Raw genomic sequence first — 22,090 nt, 5'->3', positions numbered from 1 at the left:
CCGCCCGCCTAGACTCGCGGGCATGCCGACAGCACCGCGGGTACGCCAGGGGATGACGCTCGGGCTGGTGTTCGGCGCGGTGCTGTTCGCCGGAGCGGCCTCGGGGGCCTGGGGAGAGCCGGAAGGCTCCCCCCGGGCCCCTTCGTCGTCCGACGCCCACCCGCTCGGCCCCGACCCGGCCGGCGCCGACCTCACCCCGCAGCAGGCCCGGCAGCTGGTCGGCAGCAGCGGCGACCGCTGGGCGGCCTACCTGAGCCCGCAGCAGTACGCGGACCTCACCGGCGGCCGGTACGCGGGCGTCGGGCTGAGCGTGGACCGGGAGGCCGGCGGGCCCACCACGGTCGCCGAGGTGCTGCCCGGCTCGCCCGCCGCCCGGGCCGGCATCGCCCCCGGCGAGCGGCTGGTCAGCGTCGACGGGACGCCCGCCGAGCAGCTGCCGGTCACCGAACTGGTCTCCCGGCTGCGCGGCGGACCGGCCGGCAGCGCGGTCGCCGTGGGCGTCCGGGACGAGGCGGGGCCGGTGCGCCAGCTCACCCTCACCCGGACCGAACTGGCCGCCCGCGAGGTCGAGTCCGACCGCCCGGCTCCCGGGGTCGCCCGGATCGCCGTGCACGCCTTCACCGAGGGCGTCGCCGACCAGGTGCGGGCCGCCGCGGCCGGCGCCCGGGGCGTGGTGCTCGACCTGCGCGGCAACTCCGGCGGCCTGGTCGCCGAGGCCGTCGCCACCGCCTCGGTGTTCCTCGACGGCGGGCCGGTGGCCAGCTACCAGGAGCGCGGCGAGCACCGCCGGCTCGACGCCGCCCCGGGCGGCGACACCGCCGTCCCGCTGGTGGTGCTGGTCGACGGCGGCACGATGAGCGCCGCCGAACTGCTGGCCGGCGCGCTCCAGGACCGCAGCCGGGCCGTCCTGGTCGGCAGCCGCACCTTCGGCAAGGGCACCGTCCAGCAGCCCAGCCGGCTCGCCGACGGCTCGGTGCTGGAACTCACCGTCGGCCGCTACCAGACCCCGGCCGGCCGCTCCCCGGACGGCACCGGCTTCCAGCCCGACGTGCCGGCCGCCGGCGAGGACCCGGGGGCGCTCGCCCTGCGGGTGCTGGAGGGCCTGAGCGCCCCCGCCGCCCCGGCCGCCGCCCCGGCCGCCACCCCGGCCGCGCCCGCCGCGCGGTAAAGGGGCTGCCGCGGCCGCCGCCGAGGTGCGAGAATGGCCGGGCTATGGCAAAGGAAACGGGCAAGAAGCTGGTCGCGCAGAACAAGAAGGCGCGGCACGAGTACACGATCCTCGACACCTACGAGTGCGGGATGGTGCTCACCGGTACCGAGGTCAAGTCGCTCCGCGAGGGCCGGGCCAACCTGGTCGACGGCTACGCGTACGTCCAGGGCGGTGAGGCCTGGATCGACAACGTCTTCATCCCCGAGTACGCCCAGGGCACCTGGACCAACCACTCGGCGCGGCGCAAGCGCAAGCTGCTGCTGCACAAGATGGAGATCCGCAAGATCGAGTCCAAGGTGAAGGAGACCGGCCACACGCTGGTCCCGCTGTCCCTGTACTTCAAGGACGGCCGCGCCAAGCTCGAACTCGCCCTCGCCGTCGGCAAGAAGCTGTACGACAAGCGGCAGACCCTGCGGGAGCGCCAGGACCGCCGCGAGTCGGACCGCGCGGTGGCCGCCGCCCGGCGCCGCTCCGGCCAGGGCTGATCCGGCACCCGGGGGCCGCCGCCGCTTAATGCGCTGGACCCTTGACGCGCGGGTTGAGTACTATGGCAGCGCACCACCCGGAGAGGGGTCGCCCTCGCCGGTGCTGTTTGTCAAATCAACATGGGGATGATCGGTTTCGACAGTGACAGTCGAAACAGGAGAAGCGAGCCGAGGAACGCGGCAATGATCTCGTAAACCACCTGTCGCAAAAAAATAATCGCCAACTCTAAGCGCGATTCCCAGCAGTTCGCTCTCGCTGCCTAGTCTGCGAAAGTGAATGGGTGTCAGCCCGGGGCGTTCCCGACCCGGATCCTGGCATAATCTAGGGAACTCAACCTTCCACCCGGGCCACGGGGGTGGCGGGGAAACCAAACAGTGGCTGGGCCTGTTGGCGGCTTGTCCGCGTGACTGCCAGGGCCGAGAAAATCACAGCGGACTGCGCTCGGAGAAGTCCTGAATCCACTTCACTGGACCCGGGTTCGATTCCCGGCATCTCCACCACCCCATGTGCATCGCAGAGCCGCCCTCCGCTCCGGAGGGCGGCTCTCGTGCGTTCCCGGGCCCTCACACTCCGGCCGTCCGGCGGGTGAGAGGACGGTTCCGCGCCCTTCACACCGCACAACGAACCCGAAATCGTGGACTCCTAGCGTCAGCGGCACAGGGTCTCGGACACCCGCACTCGAAGGAGCGTTCCATGGACGGCACCACCACCAACGGCAGGACCGGCGGTCGCTGGATCCAGCAGTGGGACCCGGAGGACCCCGCCTTCTGGGAGGCCACCGGCCGCCGGGTCGCCCGGCGCAACCTCGCCTTCTCGGTGCTCTCCGAGCACATCGGCTTCTCGATCTGGAGCCTGTGGTCGGTGATGGTGCTCTTCATGGGCAAGGAGTACGGCATCGACCCGGCGGGCAAGTTCTTCCTGGTCGCGATGCCCACCCTGGTCGGCTCCTTCGTCCGGATCCCCTACACCGTCGCGGTGGCCCGGTTCGGCGGCCGGAACTGGACGGTCGTCTCCGCGCTGCTGCTGATCCTCCCGGCGCTCGCCGCCGCGTACGTCATGCGCCCCGGCACCTCGTACACCGCCTTCATGCTGGTCGCGGCGCTCACCGGGCTCGGCGGCGGCAACTTCGCCTCCTCGATGACCAACATCAACGCCTTCTACCCGGCCCGGCACAAGGGCTGGGCGCTGGGCCTGAACGCCGGCGGCGGCAACATCGGGGTGCCGGTGATCCAGCTGGTCGCGCTCGGCGTGATCGCCGGGGCCGGGGCCGGGCACCCCCGGCTGGTGCTGGCCGTCTACCTGCCGCTGATCGTGGTCGCGGCGGCGTGCGCCGCCCTGTTCATGGACAACCTGGCCCCGGTCAGGGCCGACACCGGCTCGCTCGCCGCCGTGGCCCGGGAGAAGCACACCTGGCTGATGTCGGTGCTGTACGTCGGCACCTTCGGCTCCTTCATCGGCTTCTCGTTCGCCTTCGGCCTGGTGCTGCAGAACCAGTTCGGCCGCACCCCGCTGCAGGCCGCCCAGCTGACCTTCCTCGGCCCGCTGCTGGGCTCGGTGGTCCGCCCGCTCGGCGGGAAGCTCGCCGACCGGTTCGGCGGCGCCCGGATCACGCTGTGGAACTTCGCCGCGATGGCCGCCGCCGCGAGCGTGGTCACCTACGCCTCGTCGATCCGCTCGCTGCCGGTCTTCCTGACCGGCTTCGTCGCCCTGTTCGCCCTCGCCGGGCTCGGCAACGGCTCCACCTACAAGATGATTCCCGGCATCTTCGACGCCAAGGCCCAGGACCGGATCGCGGCCGGCGCCACCGCCGAGGAGGCCGCCGCCTGGTCCCGCCGGATGTCCGGCGCCGCGATCGGCGTGATCGGCGCGGTCGGCGCCCTCGGCGGGCTCTTCATCAACCTCGCCTTCCGCGAGTCCTTCCTGGTCGCCAAGTCCGGCACCCCCGCCTTCGTCTCCTTCCTGGCCGCCTACGCCGTCTGCTCCGCCCTCACCTGGGCCGTCTACCTCCGCCGCCCGGCCGGCGCCGCCGACACCGCCGACACCCCCGCCCTCGCGCAGGTCTGAACCACCGTCACACCCCCGGGCGCCCGTGACCAGCGGCGGAAACGCGCCGGTAATCCGGGCGACCCGGGGGTGACACCGCGAGCGGCCAGGATTGACCACCCACCCACCCGACCCACCGCCGCCCCCGTCCCCAGCCAGGACGCCCGGGGGCGGCGCACCTAAGGACGACACCGGATGGCCGACCCGACCCGACGCCCGCAGGACGAACCCGAGCCCGCCGAACCCGAGCCCGCCGAGACCGGCCCGCTCGCCGGCTGGACCATCGGCGTCACCGCCGCCCGCCGCGCCGAGGAGCTCGCCGCCCTGCTGCAGCGCCGCGGCGCCGGCGTGCTGCGCGCGCCCGCGCTGCGGATCGTCCCGCTCGCGGACGACACCGACCTGCACGGCGCCACCCGCGCCCTGATCGCCGACCCGCCCGACCTCGCCGTCGCCACCACCGGCATCGGCTTCCGCGGCTGGCTGGAGGCCGCCGACGGCTGGGACCTCGGCGACGGCCTGCGCGCCGCCCTCGGCCGCGCCTCGGTGCTCGCCCGCGGCCCCAAGGCCAAGGGCGCGATCCGGGCCGCCGGGCTGCGCGAGTCCTACTCCGCCGCGACCGAGTCCTCCGCCGAGGTGCTCTCCCACCTCCTGGAGGAGGGCGTCGACGGCCTGCGGATCGCCGTCCAGCTGCACGGCGCCCCGCTGCCCGGCTTCGTCGAGTCGCTGCGCACCGCCGGCGCCGACGTCGTCGAGGTCCCGGTCTACCGCTGGCTCCCGCCCGCCGACCTCGGCCCGCTCGACCGGCTGCTCGACGCGACCTGCGCCGGCGCGCTCGACGCCGTCACCTTCACCTCCGCGCCCGCCGCGATCAGCCTGCTCGACCGGGCCGCCCGGCGCGGCCGCACCGGGGAGCTGCTGCACGCCCTGCGCCGCGACGTCCTCGCGGTCTGCGTCGGCCCGGTCACCTCCGCCCCGCTCGACGCGCTCGACGTCCCCACCGTCTGGCCCGAGCGGATGCGGCTGGGCGCGATGGTGCAGACCCTCACCGCCGCCCTCCCCGCCCGCGCCCGCCGCCTGCCGGTGGCCGGGCACACCCTCGAACTGCGCGGCCAGGCCGCCCTGGTCGACGGCCGGCTGCGCCCCGTCCCGCCGGCCGGCATGGCGCTGCTGCGCACCCTGGCCCGCCACCCCGGCTGGGTCGTGCCGCGCGCCGACCTGCTCCGCGCGCTGCCGGGCAGCGGCGACGACGAGCACGCCGTCGAGACCGCGATGGCCCGGCTGCGCCAGGCACTGGGCGCACCGCGGCTGATCACCACCGTCGTCAAGCGGGGGTACCGGCTGACGCTCGACCACTGAGGGCGGGCCCGGGCGGCCGGATCCGCTCCCCGGGTTCCGAAGAGGTGTCCGGTTCCCTGTAAGATCTTCCGTCCGCCTTTTTCTCCGCACCTTTGGGGGCTCCTTGGGCGCGCACGGTTCCGCCGAGCACCGATCCGACACTGTCCGCGACCGCGAGATCGCGGGCGAGCAGTGCCACCTCGACACCGTCTACCGGCGGTTGGAGGAGAAACTGGCCGAGGCGGAGTACATCCTGGAGGACGCCGCGAAGCGGGTGCAGGTCGGCACCCCCGGCGCGCTCGCCGAGCGGGACGCGCAGGTCTACCGCGCCGGCGCGCACCTGCAGCGGCTGAACAACGAGTTCGAGGACTTCCTGTTCGGCCGGATCGACCTCCAGCGGGCCGACGCGCCCGAGGAGCACGGGATCCCGTCCCAGACGCCGATGGACCCGGCCGACCCGGTGGTCGCCGAGAGCCTGCACATCGGGCGGCTCGGCGTGCTGGACGCCGAGTTCGGTCCGCTGGTGATCGACTGGCGGGCCCCGGCGGCCGCGCCGTTCTACCGGGCGACGCCGCTGGAGCCCGGCCGGGTGCTCCGGCGCCGGGTGATCCGCTCCAAGGGGCGGAAGGTGATCGGCGTCGAGGACGACCTGCTGCGCCCCGACCTGACCCCGGTGCTCGGCGGCGAGGAGCTGCCGGTGGTCGGCGACGGCGCCCTGATGGCGACGCTCGGCCGGGCCCGCGGCCACTCGATGCGCGACATCGTCTCGTCGATCCAGCGCGAGCAGGACGAGGTGATCCGGGCCGCCGCCGCGGGCGCCACCCTGGTCACCGGCGGGCCGGGCACCGGCAAGACCGCCGTCGCCCTGCACCGGGCCGCGTTCCTGCTCTACCAGGACCGCCGCCGGTACGCCGGGGGCATCCTGGTGGTCAGCCCGACCGCGCTGCTGGTCTCGTACACCGAGGGCGTGCTGCCCGCGCTGGGCGAGGAGGGCCAGGTGGCGATCCGCGCGGTCGGCAGCCTGGTCGACGGGGTCGAGGCGTCCCGCTACGACAGCCCCGAGGTGTCCCGGATCAAGGGCTCGGCGCGGATGGTCCAGCTGCTGCGCCGGGCCGCTCGGGCGGCCCTGGAGCTGGGCGCGCCGACCGAGCTGCGGGTCTTCGCCCGCGGCCGGGCGCTGCGGCTGGACGCGGGCCGGCTGAAGGCCGTCCGCGGCAACGTGGTGGGCGGCGGCGGCACGCCGCTGAACCTGCTGCGCCCGCGGGCCCGCCGGCTGCTGCTGGACGCGCTCTGGTCGGAGGCGGTCCGCGACCTGCCGAAGCCGGGCACGTACGCGGAGCGCGAGCAGCGCCAGGAGGAGCGCGAGTCCTTCGACGAGTACGTGTCCGACGAGGCGCCGTTCCTGGACTTCCTGGACGCCTGGTGGCCCGCCGTCACCCCGCGCCGGGTGCTGGCCACCCTCCGGCAGCACCGGCACACCAACCGGATCGCCCGCCGCGCGGTCACCCCGGAGGAGGCCCGGCTGCTCGCCGCCTCCTGGCGGCACCTGGACGAGCGCGGCGCGGGCGGCCTGTCGGCGCACGACGTGGCGCTGCTCGACGAGCTGCAGGTGCTGCTCGGCGAGCCGGCCCGCTCGAAGGTCCGCGAGGTCGACGCGGTCGACCTGCTGACCGGCCTGGACGAGGTCACCACGTACGGCGAGCGGGCGTACCGGCAGCGCGAGCGCGAGCGGGTCGCGGAGGAGCGGCGCGAGTACGCGCACGTGATCGTCGACGAGGCGCAGGACCTCACCCCGATGCAGTGGCGGATGATCGGCCGCCGCTCCCGGATGGCGACCTGGACGATCGTCGGCGACCCGGCGCAGTCGTCCTGGCCGTTCCCGGCGGAGGCGCAGGCGGCGATGGACGAGGTGCTGGCGGGCAAGCCGCGCCGCCGGCACACGCTGACCGTGAACTACCGCAACCCGGCGGAGATCGCCGAGGTGGCGGCGAAGGTGCTGGAGCTGGCCGCCCCGGGCACCCCGTCGCCGAGCGCGGTCCGCTCGACCGGCGCGCACCCGCGGTTCGCCGCGGTCCGCGAGCCGGACCCGGCGGCGTTCGCCGCGGCCGCCCGGGCCGAGCTGGAGCGGCTGCTGGGCGAGGTGGACGGCACCGTCGCGGTGGTGGTCCCGATGGACCGCCGGGCCGAGGCGGCCGGCTGGACGGCCGGCCTGGGCGAGCGGGTGGTGGCGCTGGGCAGCCTGGAGGCGAAGGGCCTGGAGTACGACGCGACGGTGGTCGCCGACCCGACCGGCATCGCGGGCGAGTCGGAGGCGGGCCTGCGGGTGCTGTACGTGGCGCTGACCCGGGCCACCCAGCGGCTGACCGTGCTCTCCGGCCCGGACGACCTGCCGGACGCGGCGGGCGTCCCCGCGCTGCTGAAGTAGCCGGGCAGACCGAAGGCCCCCCGCCCGTCAGGGTGGGGGGCCTTCGTCACGTAGTACACCGACCCGCCATGCTCGCCTCGCGGCAAGTGGTCCCTCGAAGGGACGAAGGTTGGGCCCGGGGGCTTGGATCGAGCCGGTGCCGTTCCAATGTAACGCATCCTCGCCGACGGGCAAGGAGGTCCGGCTCCGGACCGGCCGGTTTGTGGGGTCCGCACACTCAAAGCACGTTATTTCTGGCAACCCCTTGGTCGGTGCGACCATCGAGGTCTAGCATGCCGAGCGGCATGGAACTTCAACACTTTGTTGATTCAGGAAGAAGGACGTCGATGGCGACGGTGCCCAGTGTCTCGAACTCGATCACGGTCCGGTTGGAGGTCCCGGCCACCGGCAACGCCGTGAGCTCGATCACCACCGCGGTGGAGTCCTCCGGCGGTTCGGTCACCGGTCTCGACGTCACGGCCTCCGGCCTGGAGGCGCTGCGGATCGACGTCACGGTGGCCGCGTCCTCGGTGGCGCACGGCGAGGAGATCGTCGAGAAGCTCCGCACCATCGACGGCGTGAGCATCGGCAAGGTCTCCGACCGCACCTTCCTGATGCACCTCGGCGGCAAGATCGAGATGTCCTCGAAGCTGCCGATCCGCAACCGCGACGACCTGAGCATGATCTACACCCCCGGCGTGGCCCGGGTCTGCATGGCGATCGCCGAGAACCCGGACGACGCCCGCCGGCTGACCATCAAGCGCAACAGCGTCGCGGTGGTCACCGACGGCTCCGCGGTGCTCGGCCTGGGCAACATCGGCCCGAAGGCCGCGCTGCCGGTGATGGAGGGCAAGGCGGCGCTGTTCAAGCGGTTCGCGGGCATCGACGCCTGGCCGCTCTGCCTGGACACCCAGGACGCCGACGAGATCGTGGCGATCGTGAAGGCGATCGCGCCGGGCTTCGCCGGCATCAACCTGGAGGACATCTCCGCTCCGCGCTGCTTCGAGATCGAGGCCCGGCTGCGCGAGGCGCTGGACATCCCGGTGTTCCACGACGACCAGCACGGCACCGCGATCGTGGTGCTGGCCGCGCTGACCAACGCGCTGAAGGTGGTCGGCAAGGAGATCGGCGAGATCCGGGTGGTGATGAGCGGCGCCGGCGCCGCGGGCACCGCGATCCTCAAGCTGCTGATGGCGGCCGGCGTCTCGCACGCCACCGTGGCGGACGTCCGCGGCGTGGTCCACGAGGGCCGCGACGACCTCAACGACAGCCTGCGCTGGATCGCCGAGAACACCAACCGCTCCGGCCGCACCGGCACCCTCAAGGAGGCGGTGGCCGACGCCGACGTGTTCATCGGCGTCTCCGCCCCGAACGTGCTGGACGGCGACGACCTGGCGACCATGGCCAAGGACGCGGTCGTCTTCGCGCTGGCCAACCCCGACCCGGAGGTCGACCCGGCGGTGGCCCGGCAGACCGCCGCGGTGGTCGCCACCGGCCGCAGCGACTTCCCGAACCAGATCAACAACGTGCTGGTCTTCCCCGGCGTCTTCCGCGGCCTGCTGGACGCGCAGAGCGCCAGCGTGGACACCGAGATGATGCTGGCCGCCGCCCGGGCGCTGGCCACCACCGTCACCGACGACGAGCTCAACCCGAACTACATCATCCCCAGCGTCTTCCACCCGAACGTGGCCAAGACCGTCGCGGCCGCCGTCCGGGAGGCCGCCGTGGCGGCCCGCGGCGGCGCCGAGGCGGGCCCGGAGACCCCCACCCGGGGCATCGTCGGCACCCTCGACACCGGCGCTTTCCCGGCCGTTCGGCTCTGAGTCGCGCCGCTCCGGCGCCCCCGCCGCGCGCGGGGGCGCCGGAAGCCTTGCGACACAAGGGCAAGGGGCGTGTTTGGGCTTGTCGGTGCCAGGGCGTACGGTAGCCCTGCGACGGGGAGGCGTGTCCGACAAGTACGGTACGTCCCCCGATCGCGACACGGCGTGCCGTCCCGGCCGCCGCCCGCTCCGGGCTCCCCGGAGCCGACGGAGCGTCACACCTCCGTCCGGCGGGCGCTGTTCGGGTCAACCACGCCGGTGCCCGATTGGCTTTCTCAGTGCCGGTCGGGGCAGGATTCGTACCCAGGCGGGCAGTTTGCGGCGCTTCGCGGTGCGAGCCCGGCCCCTGACCACCCCTCGCCTGAACGAGCACCGTCGCGCGGACCGGCCACGCCTCCGCGCACGGCAGAGCAACAGACCACAGGAGTACACATGAACCGCAGTGAGCTGGTGGCCGCGCTGGCCGAGCGCGCCGAGGTGACCCGCAAGGACGCCGACGCCGTGCTGGCCGCCTTCGCCGAGATCACCGGCGAGGTCGTCGCCAAGGGCGACGAGAAGGTCACCATCCCCGGTTTCCTGACCTTCGAGCGCACCCTGCGCGCCGCCCGCACCGCCCGCAACCCGCAGACCGGCGAGCCGATCCAGATCGCCGAGGGCTTCAGCGTCAAGGTGAGCGCCGGCTCGAAGCTGAAGGAAGCCGCGAAGGGCAAGTGACCCCCCGCCGCTGAACGCGCCGGTGGCCGGCTCCCCCGCGGGGGAGCCGGCCACCGGCTTTTTCGCGTCCCTCGGCCGCTCAGGCGGTCAGCTGGACCTCGGCCACCTCGGCCGCGGCCGGCAGCTCGATGTGCGCGCCCAGGTCGCGCAGCTTGTCCATGAAGTTCTCGTAGCCGCGGTTGATCAGGTCGATGCCGTGCACCGTCGAGGTGCCCTCGGCCGCCAGCGCCGCGATCAGGTACGAGAAGCCGCCGCGCAGGTCGGGGATGACCAGCTCGCCGCCGACCAGCTTGGACGGGCCGGAGACCACCGCGGAGTGCATGAAGTTGCGCGCCCCGAACCGGCACGGGGTGCCGCCCAGGCACTCGCTGTACAGCTGGATGTGCGCGCCCATCTGGTTCAGCGCGCCGGTGAAGCCCAGCCGCGACTCGTACACCGTCTCGTGCACGATGGACAGGCCGGTGGCCTGGGTCAGGGCCACCACCAGCGGCTGCTGCCAGTCGGTCTGGAAGCCCGGGTGCACGTCGGTCTCCAGGGCGATCGCCTTGAGCTCGCCGCCCGGGTGCCAGAACCGGATGCCCTCGTCGTCGATCTCGTAGGCGCCGCCGACCTTCCGGAAGGTGTTCAGGAAGGTCATCATCGGGATCTGCTCGGCGCCCCGGACGTAGATGTCGCCCTTGGTGGCCAGCGCCGCGCACGCCCAGGAGGCCGCCTCCAGGCGGTCCGGCAGCGCCCGGTGGGTGTAGCCGTCGAGCTCGTCCACGCCGGTGACCAGGATGGTGCGGTCGGTGCCCAGCGAGATGATCGCGCCCATCTTCTGCAGCACGCAGATCAGGTCGACGATCTCCGGCTCGATCGCGGCGTTGCGCAGCTCGGTGACGCCCTCGGCGAGCACCGCGGTCAGCAGCACCTGCTCGGTCGCGCCGACCGACGGGTACGGCAGCTCGATCTTGGTGCCGCGCAGCCGCTGGGTGGCGACCAGGTAGGTGCCCTGCGGGTGCTTCTCGATGGTCGCGCCGAACTGGCGCAGCACCTCGAAGTGGAAGTCGACCGGGCGGCCGCCGATGTCGCAGCCGCCCAGGCCCGGGATGAACGCGTGGCCGAGGCGGTGCAGCAGCGGGCCGCAGAACAGGATCGGGATCCGCGAGGAGCCGGCGTGCGCGTCGATGTCGGCGACGTTCGCCGACTCCACGTGCGACGGGTCGAGGATCAGCTCGCCGTCCTCGTCGCCGGTGCGGACGGTGACCCCGTGCAGCTGCAGCAGGCCGCGGACGACCTTGACGTCCCGGATGTCCGGGACGTTGCGCAGTCTGCTGGGGCCCTGGCCGAGCAGCGCGGCGACCATGGCCTTGGGGACCAGGTTCTTGGCGCCGCGGATCTGGATCTCGCCTTCGAGCGGGTTTCCGCCGTGGACCAGCAGGACGTCGTCGGTCATCGTTCTCGCAATCCGGGTGCGCAGGAGGTTTTCGGCTGCAGAGTCGGGGGAAGGGCCCTTCACCACCACTAGATGGTAGGGGGTGGGCGATTGGTTCCGGTGTGCCCTAATGGTGATCATGCTGTAGGGGAGGCGGCACGGCACCGCCACTGGGCCGTCCGGGTGGCGCTCCGGGCGCTCCGGCGGGTGGGCCGGGAGGGGCGGTACGGGGCATGATGGCAGACATGGAAGCGGCCCCCTCGCTCACCGGGCGCCTGCTGGTGGCGACGCCCGTGCTGACGGACCCGAACTTCGCCAGGGCGGTCGTCCTGCTGCTCGACCACGACGCCCAGGGCGCGCTCGGCGTCGTCCTCAACCGGCCCACGCCGGTCGACGTCGCCGCAGTGCTGGACGGCTGGGCGCCGCTGGCCGGCCACCCCGCGGTGCTGTTCCAGGGCGGCCCGGTGGCGCTGGACTCCGCGCTGGCGGTCGCCGTCGTCCCCGGCGAGGACCACCACGCCGCGCCGCTCGGCTGGCGCCGGGTGCACGGCGCGATCGGCCTGGTCGACCTGGAGGCGCCGCCCGAGGTGCTGGCCGGGGTGCTCGGCGGGATGCGGGTGTTCGCCGGCTACTCGGGCTGGTCGCCCGGCCAACTGGAGGACGAGATCGCCGAGGGCGCCTGGCACCTGGTCGACTGCGAGGCAGGCGACCTCTCCTGCGCCCAGCCCGACCGGCTCTGGCGCGAGGTGCTGCGCCGCCAGCGCGGCCCGCTGGCGATGCTCGCCACCTACCCCGACGACCCGCTGCTGAACTGAGCGGGGAGCGCGACGGGACGCCGCCGAGTGGTGGCCCGCTTCCGGGGAGCCGCCATAGACTTGTCACCTATGAGCACTCTTGAGCCCGAGCGCGGCCTCGGCACCGGCACCCTGGTCGAGCCCGTCCCGCAGACTTCGCACGGGGACGGCGACCACGAGCGCTTCGCCCACTACGTCCAGAAGGACAAGATCATGGAGAGCGCGCTCTCCGGGTCCCCCGTGGTGGCGCTGTGCGGCAAGGTCTGGGTGCCCGGGCGCGACCCGAAGAAGTACCCGGTCTGCCCGATGTGCAAGGAGATCTTCGACGGGCTGAACAACCCGGACGGGGACGACAAGAAGGACTGACCGCGAACGACCTGCGGAAACACCCCGACGACTGGTCTATGCCAATCGCGGGGGCCCGGGGCAGGATGGGGCACATGGACCTCATCCCTGCCCCGTCGCACGTCCAGGCCGGCCCCGACGCCCCGCCCTTCGTCCTGCACGCCGGCTCCCGGATCGCCGCCGCCCCCGGCACTGCGGCCGCCGCCCGCCGGCTGCGCGCCGAGCTCTCCGCCGCCACCGGCTTCGACCTCGACCCGGCCCCGGCCGGGCAGGACGGCGACCTGCGGCTCGACCTCGACCCGGCGCTCGGCGCCGAGGAGTACCGGCTGAGCGCCGACGCGGAGTCCGTCCGGCTCACCGCCGGCGGCCCCGCCGGCCTCGGCCACGCCGTGCAGACCCTGCGCCAGCTGCTCGGCCCCGCCGCGTACCGCACCGCCCCGCTGCCCGGCGCGAGCTGGACGGTGCCCGCGGTGGAGATCCGCGACGCGCCCCGGTTCGGCTGGCGCGGCGCCATGCTGGACGTCTCCCGGCACTTCATGCCCAAGGCCGGGGTGCTGCGCTTCGTCGACCAGCTCGCCGCGCACAAGCTCAACGTCCTGCACTTCCACCTGACCGACGACCAGGGCTGGCGGTTCGAGGTCAAGCGCTACCCGAGGCTCACCGAGGTCGGCGGCTGGCGCGAGCGCTCGATGGTCGGCTACCGGGCCGGCAACCGGCGCGACGACCAGCCGCACGGCGGCTACTACACCCAGGACGACCTGCGCGAGATCGTCGCCTACGCGGCCGCCCGGGGCGTCACCGTCGTCCCCGAGATCGACCTGCCCGGCCACAACCAGGCCGCCGTCGCCGCCTACCCCGAGCTCGGCAACACCGACGTGGTCGACACCGCCGCGCTCGGCACCTGGACCGACTGGGGCGTCAGCGAGAACATCCTGAACCCCTCCGAGGCGACCCTGCGCTTCTACGAGCACGTGCTGGAGGAGCTGCTGGAGGTCTTCCCCTCCACCTTCGTGCACCTCGGCGGCGACGAGTGCCCCAAGGACCAGTGGAAGCAGTCCCCGGCCGCCCAGGCCCGGATCGCCGAACTCGGCCTGAAGGACGAGTTCGAGCTGCAGAGCCACGTCATCCGGCACTTCGACGGCTGGCTGGCCGCCCGCGGCCGCCGGCTGATCGGCTGGGACGAGATCCTGGAGGGCGGCCTCGCCCCCGGCGCCGCGGTCTCCTCCTGGCGCGGCTACGACGGCGGGATCGCCGCCGCCAACGCCGGGCACGACGTGGTGATGTGCCCCGAGCAGCACGTCTACCTCGACCACCGGCAGGCCGACGGCGACGACGAGCCGATCCCGGTCGGCTGGGTGCGCACCCTGGAGGACGTCTACCGCTTCGAGCCCGTCCCGCCGCAGCTCGACGAGGCCGCCGCCGCGCACGTCATCGGCACCCAGGCCAACCTGTGGACCGAGTTCATGTACAGCGGCCGGGACGTCGACTACAAGGCGTTCCCGCGGCTCGCCGCGCTCGCCGAGGTCGCCTGGTCCGACCTCCCGCGCGACCCGGCGGCCCGCGACTGGGCCGGCTTCGAGCGCCGGATGGCCACCCACTACCTGCGGCTGGAGGCCCTCGGCGTCGAGTACCGCCACCCGGACGGCCCGCGCCCCTGGCAGCGCAAGCCCGGCATCGTCGGCCGCCCGCTGGCCGGGAAGCCCGGACCGTCCGGCGAGGGCACCGCGCCGTGACCCCCGGGCCGGGACGGCGGTGACGCAGAGTCAGCGCCGAGGAACTCCGGGCCCGCCCCGCACGTCATGACCAGGTGAGGAACCGATCACCTCGGACACGACTCGATCGCGGGGCTGCCCGGAGTTGTCCCGAGTTGTTCGGACCTGTCCGCCGCCCGGGAAATGATCAGCGGTCTTTGTGTGCCAGAGTTGCCCAACCCGCACCGATCGCCCGTACCCTACGGGCGGCAGGCAGCACTGCAAATGGAGCACGGTGGGAACCTGGTGAACCGGACGATCATGTTGCCGGCCTCGGTCGACGAGGCGGTCGAAGCACTGGCCGCCACCTCCGGGGCGGTGCCGGTGGCGGGCGCCACCGACCTGATGGAGGCGGTCAACGCCGGGCGGCTGCGGCCCGCCGCGCTGATCGGACTGGGCCGGATCACCGAACTGCGCGGCTGGCGCTACGAGGACGGCGGCACCGCGGTCCTCGGCGCCGGGCTCACCCATGCCCGGATGGACCGCCCCGACTTCGCCGCCCTCATCCCCGCCCTCGCCGACGCCGCCCGCACCGCCGGACCCCCGCAGGTGCGCAACGTCGGCACCCTCGGCGGCAACATCGCCACCGCCGACCCGGCCGGCGACACCCTGCCGGTGCTCGCCGCCCTGGAGGCCACCGCCACGCTGGCCCGGGCCGGCGCCGTCCGCGACGTCCCGATCAGCCACCTGCTCACCGGCCTCGACCCGCTGCGGCCCGGCGAACTCCTCACCTGGGTGCGGGTCCCGCTGCTGCACGCCCCCCAGGTCTTCCTCAAGTCCACCGGCCGCAGCGGCCCGGCCCGCGCCGCCGCCTCCGTCGCCCTCGTCCTCGACCCCGCCCGGCGCGGCGTGCGCTGCGCCGTCGGCGCCGTCGCCCCCGTCCCGCTCCGGCCGCTGGAGGCCGAGAGCTGGGTGGCCGGCTGCATCGACTGGGACGCCCGCGGCGCCGACGGCGCGGTGCTGATCGACCCCGCCGCGCTCGCCGCCTTCGGCGAGTACGTGGCCGGGGCGTGCGTCCCCGAGGGCGGGGCGCACGGAGAGGGGGCGGGCCCGGTCGCGGTCCGCCTGCGGCGTACCGTGGCCGTGCTGGCCCGCCGGGCACTGGGAAGGGCACTCAAGTGACGGACGAACTGCTGAACCACCCCGGGGCGCCCACCGGCGACGTGCGCCCCACCGCCTCGTACACCCTGCGCGTCAACGGCGTCGAACGGCCCGTCACCGACGCCTGGATCGGCGAGAGCCTGCTCTACGTGCTGCGCGAGCGGCTCGGCCTGGCCGGCGCCAAGGACGGCTGCGAGCAGGGCGAGTGCGGGGCCTGCTCGATCCAGGTCGACGGGCAGCTGGTCAACGGCTGCCTGGTGCCCGCCGCGCTCGCCGCCGACAGCGAGATCGGCACCGTCGAGGGCCTGGCCGGCGCGGGCGGCGCCGGCGGCGTCCAGCAGGCGCTCGCCGACTCCGGCGCCGTCCAGTGCGGCTACTGCGCGCCCGGCCTGGCGATGGCCGTGCACGACCTGCTGCAGCGCAACCACCGGCCCGGCGAGGTCGAGGCCCGGCAGGCGCTCTGCGGCAACCTGTGCCGCTGCACCGGCTACCGCGGCGCGCTCGCCGCCGTCCAGGCCGTCGCCGACGCCCGCGAAGCCGCCCTGGAGGCCGAGCTCGCCGCCGCCGAACAGGCCCCCAAGGCCGCCCCCGCCGCCGAGCCCGCCCCCGCCGAGCAGGCCGCCGAACTCCCGCTGTACGCCGACTCCGAGCTCTGGCACGAGGCCGACCAGCTGATCCCCGCCCAACCGCAGGGCGAGACCCCGCGCACCGGCGGCTACGCCTACCCGCCCACCCCGCCGCACGGCACCCCCGTCCCCCCCGACTGGCAGCGCGAACCCGCCGCCGCCACCGACCCGTTCGGCACCGCCGTCCACCAGGACGCCGGCGCCTACGACGGCACCGTCTACGCCACCGAAGGCCACGGCCCGGACGGCTACGCCGCCGACGGCTACGGCACCCCGTACACCGGCTACGACGCCACCCCCGCCCACGGCATCCGCCTCCCCGAGGACGAGAACGCATGACCTCCGCCACCGAGCTCCCGGCGGCCGCCCCCGCGGGCCCCGAGACCGGCACCACCGGCCTCGGCACCTCCCCGCTGCGCACCGACGCCCTGCCCAAGGCACTGGGCATCTACCCGTACGCCGCCGACCTGTGGGCCGAGGGGCTGCTCTGGGGCGCCGTGCTGCGCTCCCCGCACCCGCACGCCCGGATCCTCTCGGTGGACACCGCCCCCGCGCTCGCCGTCCCCGGCGTGCACGCCGTGGTCACCGCCGCCGACCTCCCCGCCGGACCGGACGGCACCCCCGACGGCGCCCCCGACGGCCCGGTCACCGCCGACCGCCCGGTGCTCGCCGCCGGCGTCGTGCGCCACCACGGCGAACCCGTCGCCGCCGTCGCCGCCGACCACCCCGACACCGCCCGGCTGGCCGCCGCCGCGATCCTGGTCGAGTACGAGGTGCTGGAACCCGTCACCGACCCCGAGGCCGCCTTCCACGCCCCCCCGCTGCACCCCGACGGCAACCTGCTGCGCCACCTGCCGCTGCGCACCGGCGACCCCGACGCGGTCGGCGAGGTCGTCGTCGAGGGCCTCTACCAGGTCGGCCGGCAGGACCCCGCCCCGATCGGCGCCGAGGCCGGACTCGCCGTGCCCCGCCCCGACGGCGGCGTCGAACTGCACCTGTCCTCCACCGACCCGCACGGCGACCGCGACCGCACCGCCGCCTGCCTCGGCCTCGACCCCGACCGGGTCCGGCTCGTCGTCACCGGCGTCCCCGGCGCCACCGGCGACCGCGAGGACCTCTCCTTCCAGGTCACCCTCGCGCTGCTCGCGCTGCGCACCGGCCGCCCGGTCAAGATGGTCCTCACCCGGGCCGAGTCCTTCCAGGCCCACCCCACCCGGCACCCCGCCCTGCTGCGCTACCGGCACCACGCCGACGCCGAGGGCCGGCTGGTCAAGGTCGAGGCGCAGATCCTGCTCGACGGCGGCGCCTACGCCGACGTCTCCGCCGAGGCGCTGGCCGCCGCCGTCGCCTTCTCGGTCGGCCCCTACACCTGCCCCAACGTCTTCGTCGACGCCTGGGCGGTGCGCACCAACAACCCGCCGGCCGGCCGGATGCGCGGCGAGGGCGCCCTGCAGACCTGCTTCGCGTACGAGTCGCAGCTCGACCAGCTCGCCCGGCAGCTCGGCGTCGACCCGGTCGAGATCCGCCGCCGCAACGCGATGAGCACCGGCGACCCGCTGCCCACCGGCCAGCCGGTCACCTGCCCGGCCCCGGTCGGGGCGCTGCTCGACGCGCTCGACACCACCCCGCTGCCCGCCCTCCCGCTCGACGACCCGGAGGCCGACTGGCTGCTGCCCGGCGGCCCCGGCGGCGCGGGCGACCCCGCCGCGGTGCGGCGCGGCATCGGCTACGCCGTCGGCATGGTGCACATGCTCGGCGCCGAGGGCGAGGACGAGGTCGCCACCGCGACCGTCCGGGTCTCCGGCGACCACGCCACCGTGATCTGCGCGGCCGTCGACTCCGGCCAGGGCTTCGCCACGCTGGCCCGGCAGATCGTCCAGTCGGTGCTCGGGGTCAGCGAGGTCTACATCGCGCCCGTCGACTCCGACCAGTCCGCGGCCGGCCCGTCCGCCCGCGGCCGGCACACCTGGGTCTCCGGCGGCGCCGTCGAGCGGGCCGCGCTGATGGTCCGGCACCAGATGCTGCAGCCGATCGCCGCCGACTTCGGGATGTCCGTCGAACTGCTCACCATCACCGACGGCAAGATCACCTCGTACGACGGCGTGCTCGGCATGCCGGTCAGCGAGGCGCTGGAGGGCCGCGAGCTCTGGGCCACCGCGCAGTGCCGGCCGCACCCCACCGAGCCGCTCGACCCCGAGACCGGGCAGGGCGACGCCTTCGTCTCGATCGCGTTCTGCGCGATGCGGGCCGTCGTCGACGTCGACATCGAGCTCGGCGCCGTCCGGGTGGTCGACGTGACCGTCGCCCAGGACGTCGGCCGGGCGCTCAACCCCCGGCAGATCGAGGACCGGATCGAGGGCGCCGTCGCCCAGGGCGTCGGACTCGCCCTGCTGGAGAACCTGCGCACCGAGGACGGCGTCCCCGTCAACGCCTCGCTCACCGGCTACCGGCTGCCCACCGCGCTGGACACCCCCGACGTCCGGATCGCCGCCCTGCTGGAGGAGCGCGACGTGGTCGCCCCGTTCGGCGCCAAGGCCGTCAGCGCCGTCCCCGCCGTGGTCGCCCCCGCCGCCGTCGCCGCCGCCGTCCGCGCCGCCACCGGCCTGCCGGTCGGCCGCCTCCCGATCCTGCCGGAGGACGCCACCGTCCTGGTGTGAAGCCCGGGAGCGGGTGGCGGGGGCCCGCCCCGCCACCCGCTCCCGGCCGTCAGTGCTTCCGGCCGGCCTCCGACCGCACGTGCGCCGCCCAGGCGCTCTGGAAGGCCTCCGGCGACTGGCCGGTCGCCGCGGTGATCTGCTGCTCGTACCCGCTCGGCTTGGCGTAGTGCGCGGCGACGAACCCGAACGCCTTCGCCTCCCCGTACGTCGCCGCCAGGTAGCGGACCGCGTCGCCGCTCAGCACGTAGTTCGCCGCCCGGGACTCGATGGTGTCCGCGTAGAACTCGCCGCCCTCGCCCGGCAGCTTCCCGTCGAAGGCGACCTCCGACAGCGTGCCGTCCAGCTCGTCGCCGGCCAGCGAGTCCTTGCCGCGCAGCGCCATGAACTCGGCGAAGCCCTCGGCCACCCAGTCGTGCGGCTGGCCCTTCCCGCTCGCCGAGGGGTGCTCCGACAGCAGGGTCGCGACCAGCGCGTGCGCCATCTCGTGCCGGCCGATGTCGGTCACGCCGTCCTTCCAGCCGCCGTCGGTGAAGCGGCTGTCGGTGGTGTCCATCACGATCCGGCTGCCGCCGACCAGCAGCCCGGTCGCGCCGTGCCGGTCGACCCCGTCCGCCGCCGGGACCGGCATGTTGACGCCCGCCTCCAGGCTGTCGTCCTGCTTGCCGTCGCCCTGGTACAGCTTGTTGTAGACCTCCCGGTTCCGCTCCAGCACCACGAAGAAGCCCTGCGCGCCGCCGCGGCCGCCGACCGGCGCCGGCGCGAACTGGTGCCAGGCCGCCAGGTCGTCCGCCGCGGCCCGCGCCAGCAGGTCCGCGTCCCGGTCCAGTTCGACCGACTGGCTCTTGTCCGCCATCACCACCAGGTGGTCGAGCGAACGCACCGCCAGCTCGTCGTACAGGTCCCACGGCGCCGGGTAGTAGCCGCCGTCGTCGCTCTTGCCGGTGTGGTCCTTCACCGCGCCGACCTCGGTGACCACCTCGGTGCCCGAGTCCACCGGCCGCACCTGCCAGCCGTACTCCTCGGTCACCGGGAAGTTGTCCACGCCCTTCACCTGGTGCACGAAGTCCACCCGCAACCGGCCCTCGAACGAGGACGTCGACACCTCCCAGCGCGCCGTCTCCCACGGCACCTTCAACAGGTTGCGGAACACCAGCCGCTGCTTCTCCTTGGCCGGCCCCGCCGCGAACGGCCTGACGAACGCCTCCTCGTCCTTCGCCGCCAGCGCGTCCGTCAGCCCCTGCGCGACCTTGCTCCAGGCCCGCTGCTCCGCCACGTACGCGGGCGTCGTCGGCTTCTGCTCCTTGTCCAGCTGCAGGTACACCGTCCCGCCCACCGCGACCAGCAGCACCAGCGCCAGACCCACCAGCGCCAGCACCGCCAGCACCCGCGACGCCAGCCGCCGCGGCGGCGGGGGCGGCGGCGCGCCCCACGGGTACGCGTACGGGTTCGGCGGCGGCGCCGGGTACGCCTGCGCGCCCCACGGCTGCTGCGGCTGCTGCTGCTGCTGCTGCGGGTACGGCTGCTGCGCGGACCGCTGCTCGGGCAGCAGCGGCGGCCCGGACGGCGGTTCGTGCGGTTGCCCGGACGGCGGCTCGTGCGGTTGCTCGGACGGCTGCTGAGCCTGCTCGGGCCGCGCGACCGCCGCGCCGGGCTGCTCCGGCTGCTCGGGTGCGGGCGCGCCGGGCTGCGGCGGATGCGTCAAGGGACCCCCTGGGACGAACGACGCGCCATTAATAGCACAGCGGACGGTCGTTCCCACCAGCCCTTTCCGCCCGCCGGGCCGCACCGCCCGCCGCGGTCAGCGCTTGCCCGGCACCGCCGACCTGACGTGCGCCGCCCAGGCCGCCTGGAACTGCGCCAGCGACTGGCCGGTCGCCGCGGTGATCTGCTGTTCGTACTCCTGCGGCCGGGCGTACTGCGCCGCCACGAACTCGCAGACCTTGGCGTCGCCGTACTTCGACGCCATGAACCGCAGCGCGTCGCCCGCCAGCGTGTAGTTCGCGCTGCGCTGGTCGCCGCTGGCGGAGTAGAACGACCCGTCGTCCCCCGGCAGCCTCCCGTCGAAGGGCACGCCCTTCAGGTACGCCGCCAGCTCGTCCCGGGCCAGCGAGTCCTTGCCGCGCAGCGCCATGTACTCCGCGAAGCCCTCGGCCACCCAGTCGTGCGGGCTGCCCGTCCCGTCGAAGTTCCCGGCCGTCGCCAGCAGCGGGGCGACGATGGCGTGCGCCATCTCGTGCCGGCCGATGTCGGTGACGCCGTCCTGCCACTGGTCGCTGGTGAAGCGGGAGCCGGCGGTGTCCATCACGATCCGGCTGCCGCCGATCAGCAGGTCGCCCGGGTTCGCCTTCGACGAGTCCGCCGCCCAGATCGGCATGTTGACGCCCGCCTCCAGGCTGTCGTTCAGCTTGCCGTCGCCCTTGTACAGCTTGTTGTAGACGTCCCGCTTCCGCTCCAGCACCACGAAGAACCCGCCGGCCCCCCGGCGCTCCCCGGACGGCGGCGGACCGTACTTCTGCCAGGCCGCCAGGTCCTCCTTCGCCGCCCGCGCCAGGATCTCCACGTCCCGGTTCAGCTCGGCCGACTGCCCCTTGTCCGCCATCACCACCAGGTGGTCGCGGACCTGCACCGCCAACTCGTCGTACAGGTCCCACGGGGCCGGGTAGTAGCCGAAGCCGCTGTTCTTGCCCTGGCTGTCCTTGACCCCGCCGACCTCGGTGACCACCTCGGTGCCCGCGTCCGGGGCGAGCACCTTCCACCCGTACTGCTCCGCGATCGGGAAGTTGTCCACCCCCTTCACCTGGTGCACGAAGTCCACCCGCAACTGCCCGTCCAACGGGAGCAGCGCCTCCCAACGCGCCGTCTCCCAAGGGATCTTGACCAGGTTGCGGAACACCAGCCGCTGCTTCTCCTTGGTCGGCCCCGCCGCGAACGGCCTGAGGAACGCCTCCTCGTCCTTCGCCGCCAGCGCGTCCGTCAGCCCCTTGGTGACCTTCTCCCAGCCCTCCAGCCCGCTGGACAACCCCTGCACCGGCGGCCGCTGCCGACTCACGTGCAGCAACACCACCCCGCCCACCGCCAACCCCAGCACCAGGACCAGCACCACCCCCAGACACGCCAGCGTCCGCCCCACCCCGCCCTTCCGCCGCGGCGCGGGCGGCGGCATCCCGTACGGCGGCTGCTGCTGCACCGGGAACGCCGGCGGAAACGGCTGCGGCTGCTGCGGGTACGGCCCCTGCGGGTACGGCGGTCGCGGCTGGTACGGCGGCTGCTGCTGCACCGGGAACGGCTGCTGATAGGGCGGTCCGGCCTGCCCCGGATACGGCGCGCCGGGCTGCGGCGGGTACGTCACAAGATCCCCCTGGATGAATGCAGCGCCATTCATAGCACCAC

General features: G+C 74.2%; 15 protein-coding genes, 1 other RNA gene and 1 pseudogene. 14 read left to right on the top strand and 3 right to left on the bottom strand.

The features are described from left to right. Positions 1-22: 22 nt before the first annotated feature. From KSE_RS14225 to KSE_RS14195, 8 genes are all read left to right on the top strand, one after another. A complete protein-coding gene (locus KSE_RS14225) occupies positions 23-1,168 on the top strand; it encodes a S41 family peptidase (RefSeq protein ID WP_051055220.1) in 1,146 nt (381 codons plus the stop codon). Between the two features lie 44 nt (positions 1,169-1,212). Continuing rightward, on the top strand, positions 1,213-1,695 hold the full coding sequence (gene smpB / locus KSE_RS14220; RefSeq protein WP_014136009.1) for an SsrA-binding protein SmpB: 483 nt from the start codon (positions 1,213-1,215) through the stop codon (positions 1,693-1,695). 122 nt (positions 1,696-1,817) lie between these two features. Further along, positions 1,818-2,196: a transfer-messenger RNA gene (gene ssrA, locus KSE_RS39240) on the top strand. A 193-nt stretch (positions 2,197-2,389) separates the two neighbouring features. After that, positions 2,390-3,760, top strand: coding sequence for a nitrate/nitrite transporter (locus KSE_RS14215; RefSeq protein ID WP_014136008.1), 1,371 nt, complete (start codon positions 2,390-2,392; stop codon positions 3,758-3,760). A gap of 174 nt (positions 3,761-3,934) precedes the next feature. Further along, a complete protein-coding gene (locus KSE_RS14210; RefSeq protein ID WP_014136007.1) occupies positions 3,935-5,095 on the top strand; it encodes a uroporphyrinogen-III synthase in 1,161 nt (386 codons plus the stop codon). A 103-nt stretch (positions 5,096-5,198) separates the two neighbouring features. Then, positions 5,199-7,499, top strand: a complete 2,301-nt coding sequence (locus KSE_RS14205; protein ID WP_014136006.1) for a HelD family protein — start codon at positions 5,199-5,201, stop codon at positions 7,497-7,499. Positions 7,500-7,825: 326 nt separating this feature from the next. Beyond that, entirely contained in the window at positions 7,826-9,301 is a 1,476-nt protein-coding gene (locus KSE_RS14200) for an NAD-dependent malic enzyme (protein ID WP_014136005.1), read from the top strand. 429 nt (positions 9,302-9,730) lie between these two features. Continuing rightward, positions 9,731-10,012 (top strand): HU family DNA-binding protein, encoded by a 282-nt coding sequence (locus tag KSE_RS14195; RefSeq protein ID WP_014136004.1) that lies wholly within the window; start codon positions 9,731-9,733, stop codon positions 10,010-10,012. Positions 10,013-10,091: 79 nt separating this feature from the next. Here the strand turns inward: KSE_RS14195 and murA are convergent, their stop codons facing one another. Then, positions 10,092-11,447 (bottom strand): UDP-N-acetylglucosamine 1-carboxyvinyltransferase, encoded by a 1,356-nt coding sequence (gene murA, locus KSE_RS14190; RefSeq protein ID WP_014136003.1) that lies wholly within the window; start codon positions 11,445-11,447, stop codon positions 10,092-10,094. A 224-nt stretch (positions 11,448-11,671) separates the two neighbouring features. On the opposite strand from murA, the gene KSE_RS14185 reads away from it, so the two are divergent. From KSE_RS14185 to KSE_RS14160, 6 genes and pseudogenes are all read left to right on the top strand, one after another. After that, complete coding sequence (locus KSE_RS14185; RefSeq protein ID WP_014136002.1) at positions 11,672-12,241, top strand: YqgE/AlgH family protein; 570 nt, start codon at positions 11,672-11,674, stop codon at positions 12,239-12,241. 69 nt (positions 12,242-12,310) lie between these two features. Beyond that, complete coding sequence (locus tag KSE_RS14180; RefSeq protein ID WP_014136001.1) at positions 12,311-12,586, top strand: DUF3039 domain-containing protein; 276 nt, start codon at positions 12,311-12,313, stop codon at positions 12,584-12,586. 74 nt (positions 12,587-12,660) lie between these two features. Then, complete coding sequence (locus KSE_RS14175) at positions 12,661-14,298, top strand: beta-N-acetylhexosaminidase (RefSeq protein ID WP_014136000.1); 1,638 nt, start codon at positions 12,661-12,663, stop codon at positions 14,296-14,298. 243 nt (positions 14,299-14,541) lie between these two features. Beyond that, positions 14,542-15,438: an FAD binding domain-containing protein gene (locus KSE_RS14170; protein WP_014135999.1), complete on the top strand. Its 897-nt coding sequence runs from the start codon at positions 14,542-14,544 to the stop codon at positions 15,436-15,438. Beyond that, positions 15,369-15,995: pseudogene (locus tag KSE_RS46340) on the top strand ((2Fe-2S)-binding protein); the annotation flags it as partial. The gene KSE_RS14170 and the pseudogene KSE_RS46340, both read left to right, overlap by 70 nt. 383 nt (positions 15,996-16,378) lie before the next feature. After that, the gene (locus KSE_RS14160) at positions 16,379-18,700 is read left to right on the top strand and encodes a xanthine dehydrogenase family protein molybdopterin-binding subunit (RefSeq protein ID WP_014135997.1); all 2,322 of its coding nucleotides are present in this window, start codon (positions 16,379-16,381) and stop codon (positions 18,698-18,700) included. Positions 18,701-18,749: 49 nt separating this feature from the next. Here KSE_RS14160 and KSE_RS38405 read toward each other — a convergent pair whose 3' ends face one another. Together KSE_RS38405 and KSE_RS38400 are read right to left on the bottom strand one after the other, a co-directional pair. Next, positions 18,750-20,402: a proline-rich domain-containing protein gene (locus KSE_RS38405; RefSeq protein ID WP_014135996.1), complete on the bottom strand. Its 1,653-nt coding sequence runs from the start codon at positions 20,400-20,402 to the stop codon at positions 18,750-18,752. A 96-nt stretch (positions 20,403-20,498) separates the two neighbouring features. After that, entirely contained in the window at positions 20,499-22,049 is a 1,551-nt protein-coding gene (locus KSE_RS38400; RefSeq protein ID WP_014135995.1) for a hypothetical protein, read from the bottom strand. Positions 22,050-22,090: the final 41 nt, after the last annotated feature.

Origin of the sequence: Kitasatospora setae KM-6054 (genome assembly GCF_000269985.1) — a bacterium.
Lineage (GTDB): Bacteria > Actinomycetota > Actinomycetes > Streptomycetales > Streptomycetaceae > Kitasatospora > Kitasatospora setae.
Note: the sequence above shows the minus strand (reverse complement) of the source record. Positions and strands in the feature narration are given on the sequence as shown.

What these genes read in the sequence shown, in the direction of transcription:
- KSE_RS14225 (WP_051055220.1), top strand. Translation starts at nt 23, where the DNA reads ATGCCGACAGCACCGCGGGTACGCCAGGGGATGACGCTCGGGCTGGTG.
- smpB (WP_014136009.1), top strand. Translation starts at nt 1,213, where the DNA reads ATGGCAAAGGAAACGGGCAAGAAGCTGGTCGCGCAGAACAAGAAGGCG.
- KSE_RS14215 (WP_014136008.1), top strand. Translation starts at nt 2,390, where the DNA reads ATGGACGGCACCACCACCAACGGCAGGACCGGCGGTCGCTGGATCCAG.
- KSE_RS14210 (WP_014136007.1), top strand. Translation starts at nt 3,935, where the DNA reads ATGGCCGACCCGACCCGACGCCCGCAGGACGAACCCGAGCCCGCCGAA.
- KSE_RS14200 (WP_014136005.1), top strand. Translation starts at nt 7,826, where the DNA reads ATGGCGACGGTGCCCAGTGTCTCGAACTCGATCACGGTCCGGTTGGAG.
- KSE_RS14195 (WP_014136004.1), top strand. Translation starts at nt 9,731, where the DNA reads ATGAACCGCAGTGAGCTGGTGGCCGCGCTGGCCGAGCGCGCCGAGGTG.
- murA (WP_014136003.1), bottom strand. Translation starts at nt 11,447, where the DNA reads ATGACCGACGACGTCCTGCTGGTCCACGGCGGAAACCCGCTCGAAGGC.
- KSE_RS14185 (WP_014136002.1), top strand. Translation starts at nt 11,672, where the DNA reads ATGGAAGCGGCCCCCTCGCTCACCGGGCGCCTGCTGGTGGCGACGCCC.
- KSE_RS14180 (WP_014136001.1), top strand. Translation starts at nt 12,311, where the DNA reads ATGAGCACTCTTGAGCCCGAGCGCGGCCTCGGCACCGGCACCCTGGTC.
- KSE_RS14175 (WP_014136000.1), top strand. Translation starts at nt 12,661, where the DNA reads ATGGACCTCATCCCTGCCCCGTCGCACGTCCAGGCCGGCCCCGACGCC.
- KSE_RS14170 (WP_014135999.1), top strand. Translation starts at nt 14,542, where the DNA reads ATGGAGCACGGTGGGAACCTGGTGAACCGGACGATCATGTTGCCGGCC.
- KSE_RS14160 (WP_014135997.1), top strand. Translation starts at nt 16,379, where the DNA reads ATGACCTCCGCCACCGAGCTCCCGGCGGCCGCCCCCGCGGGCCCCGAG.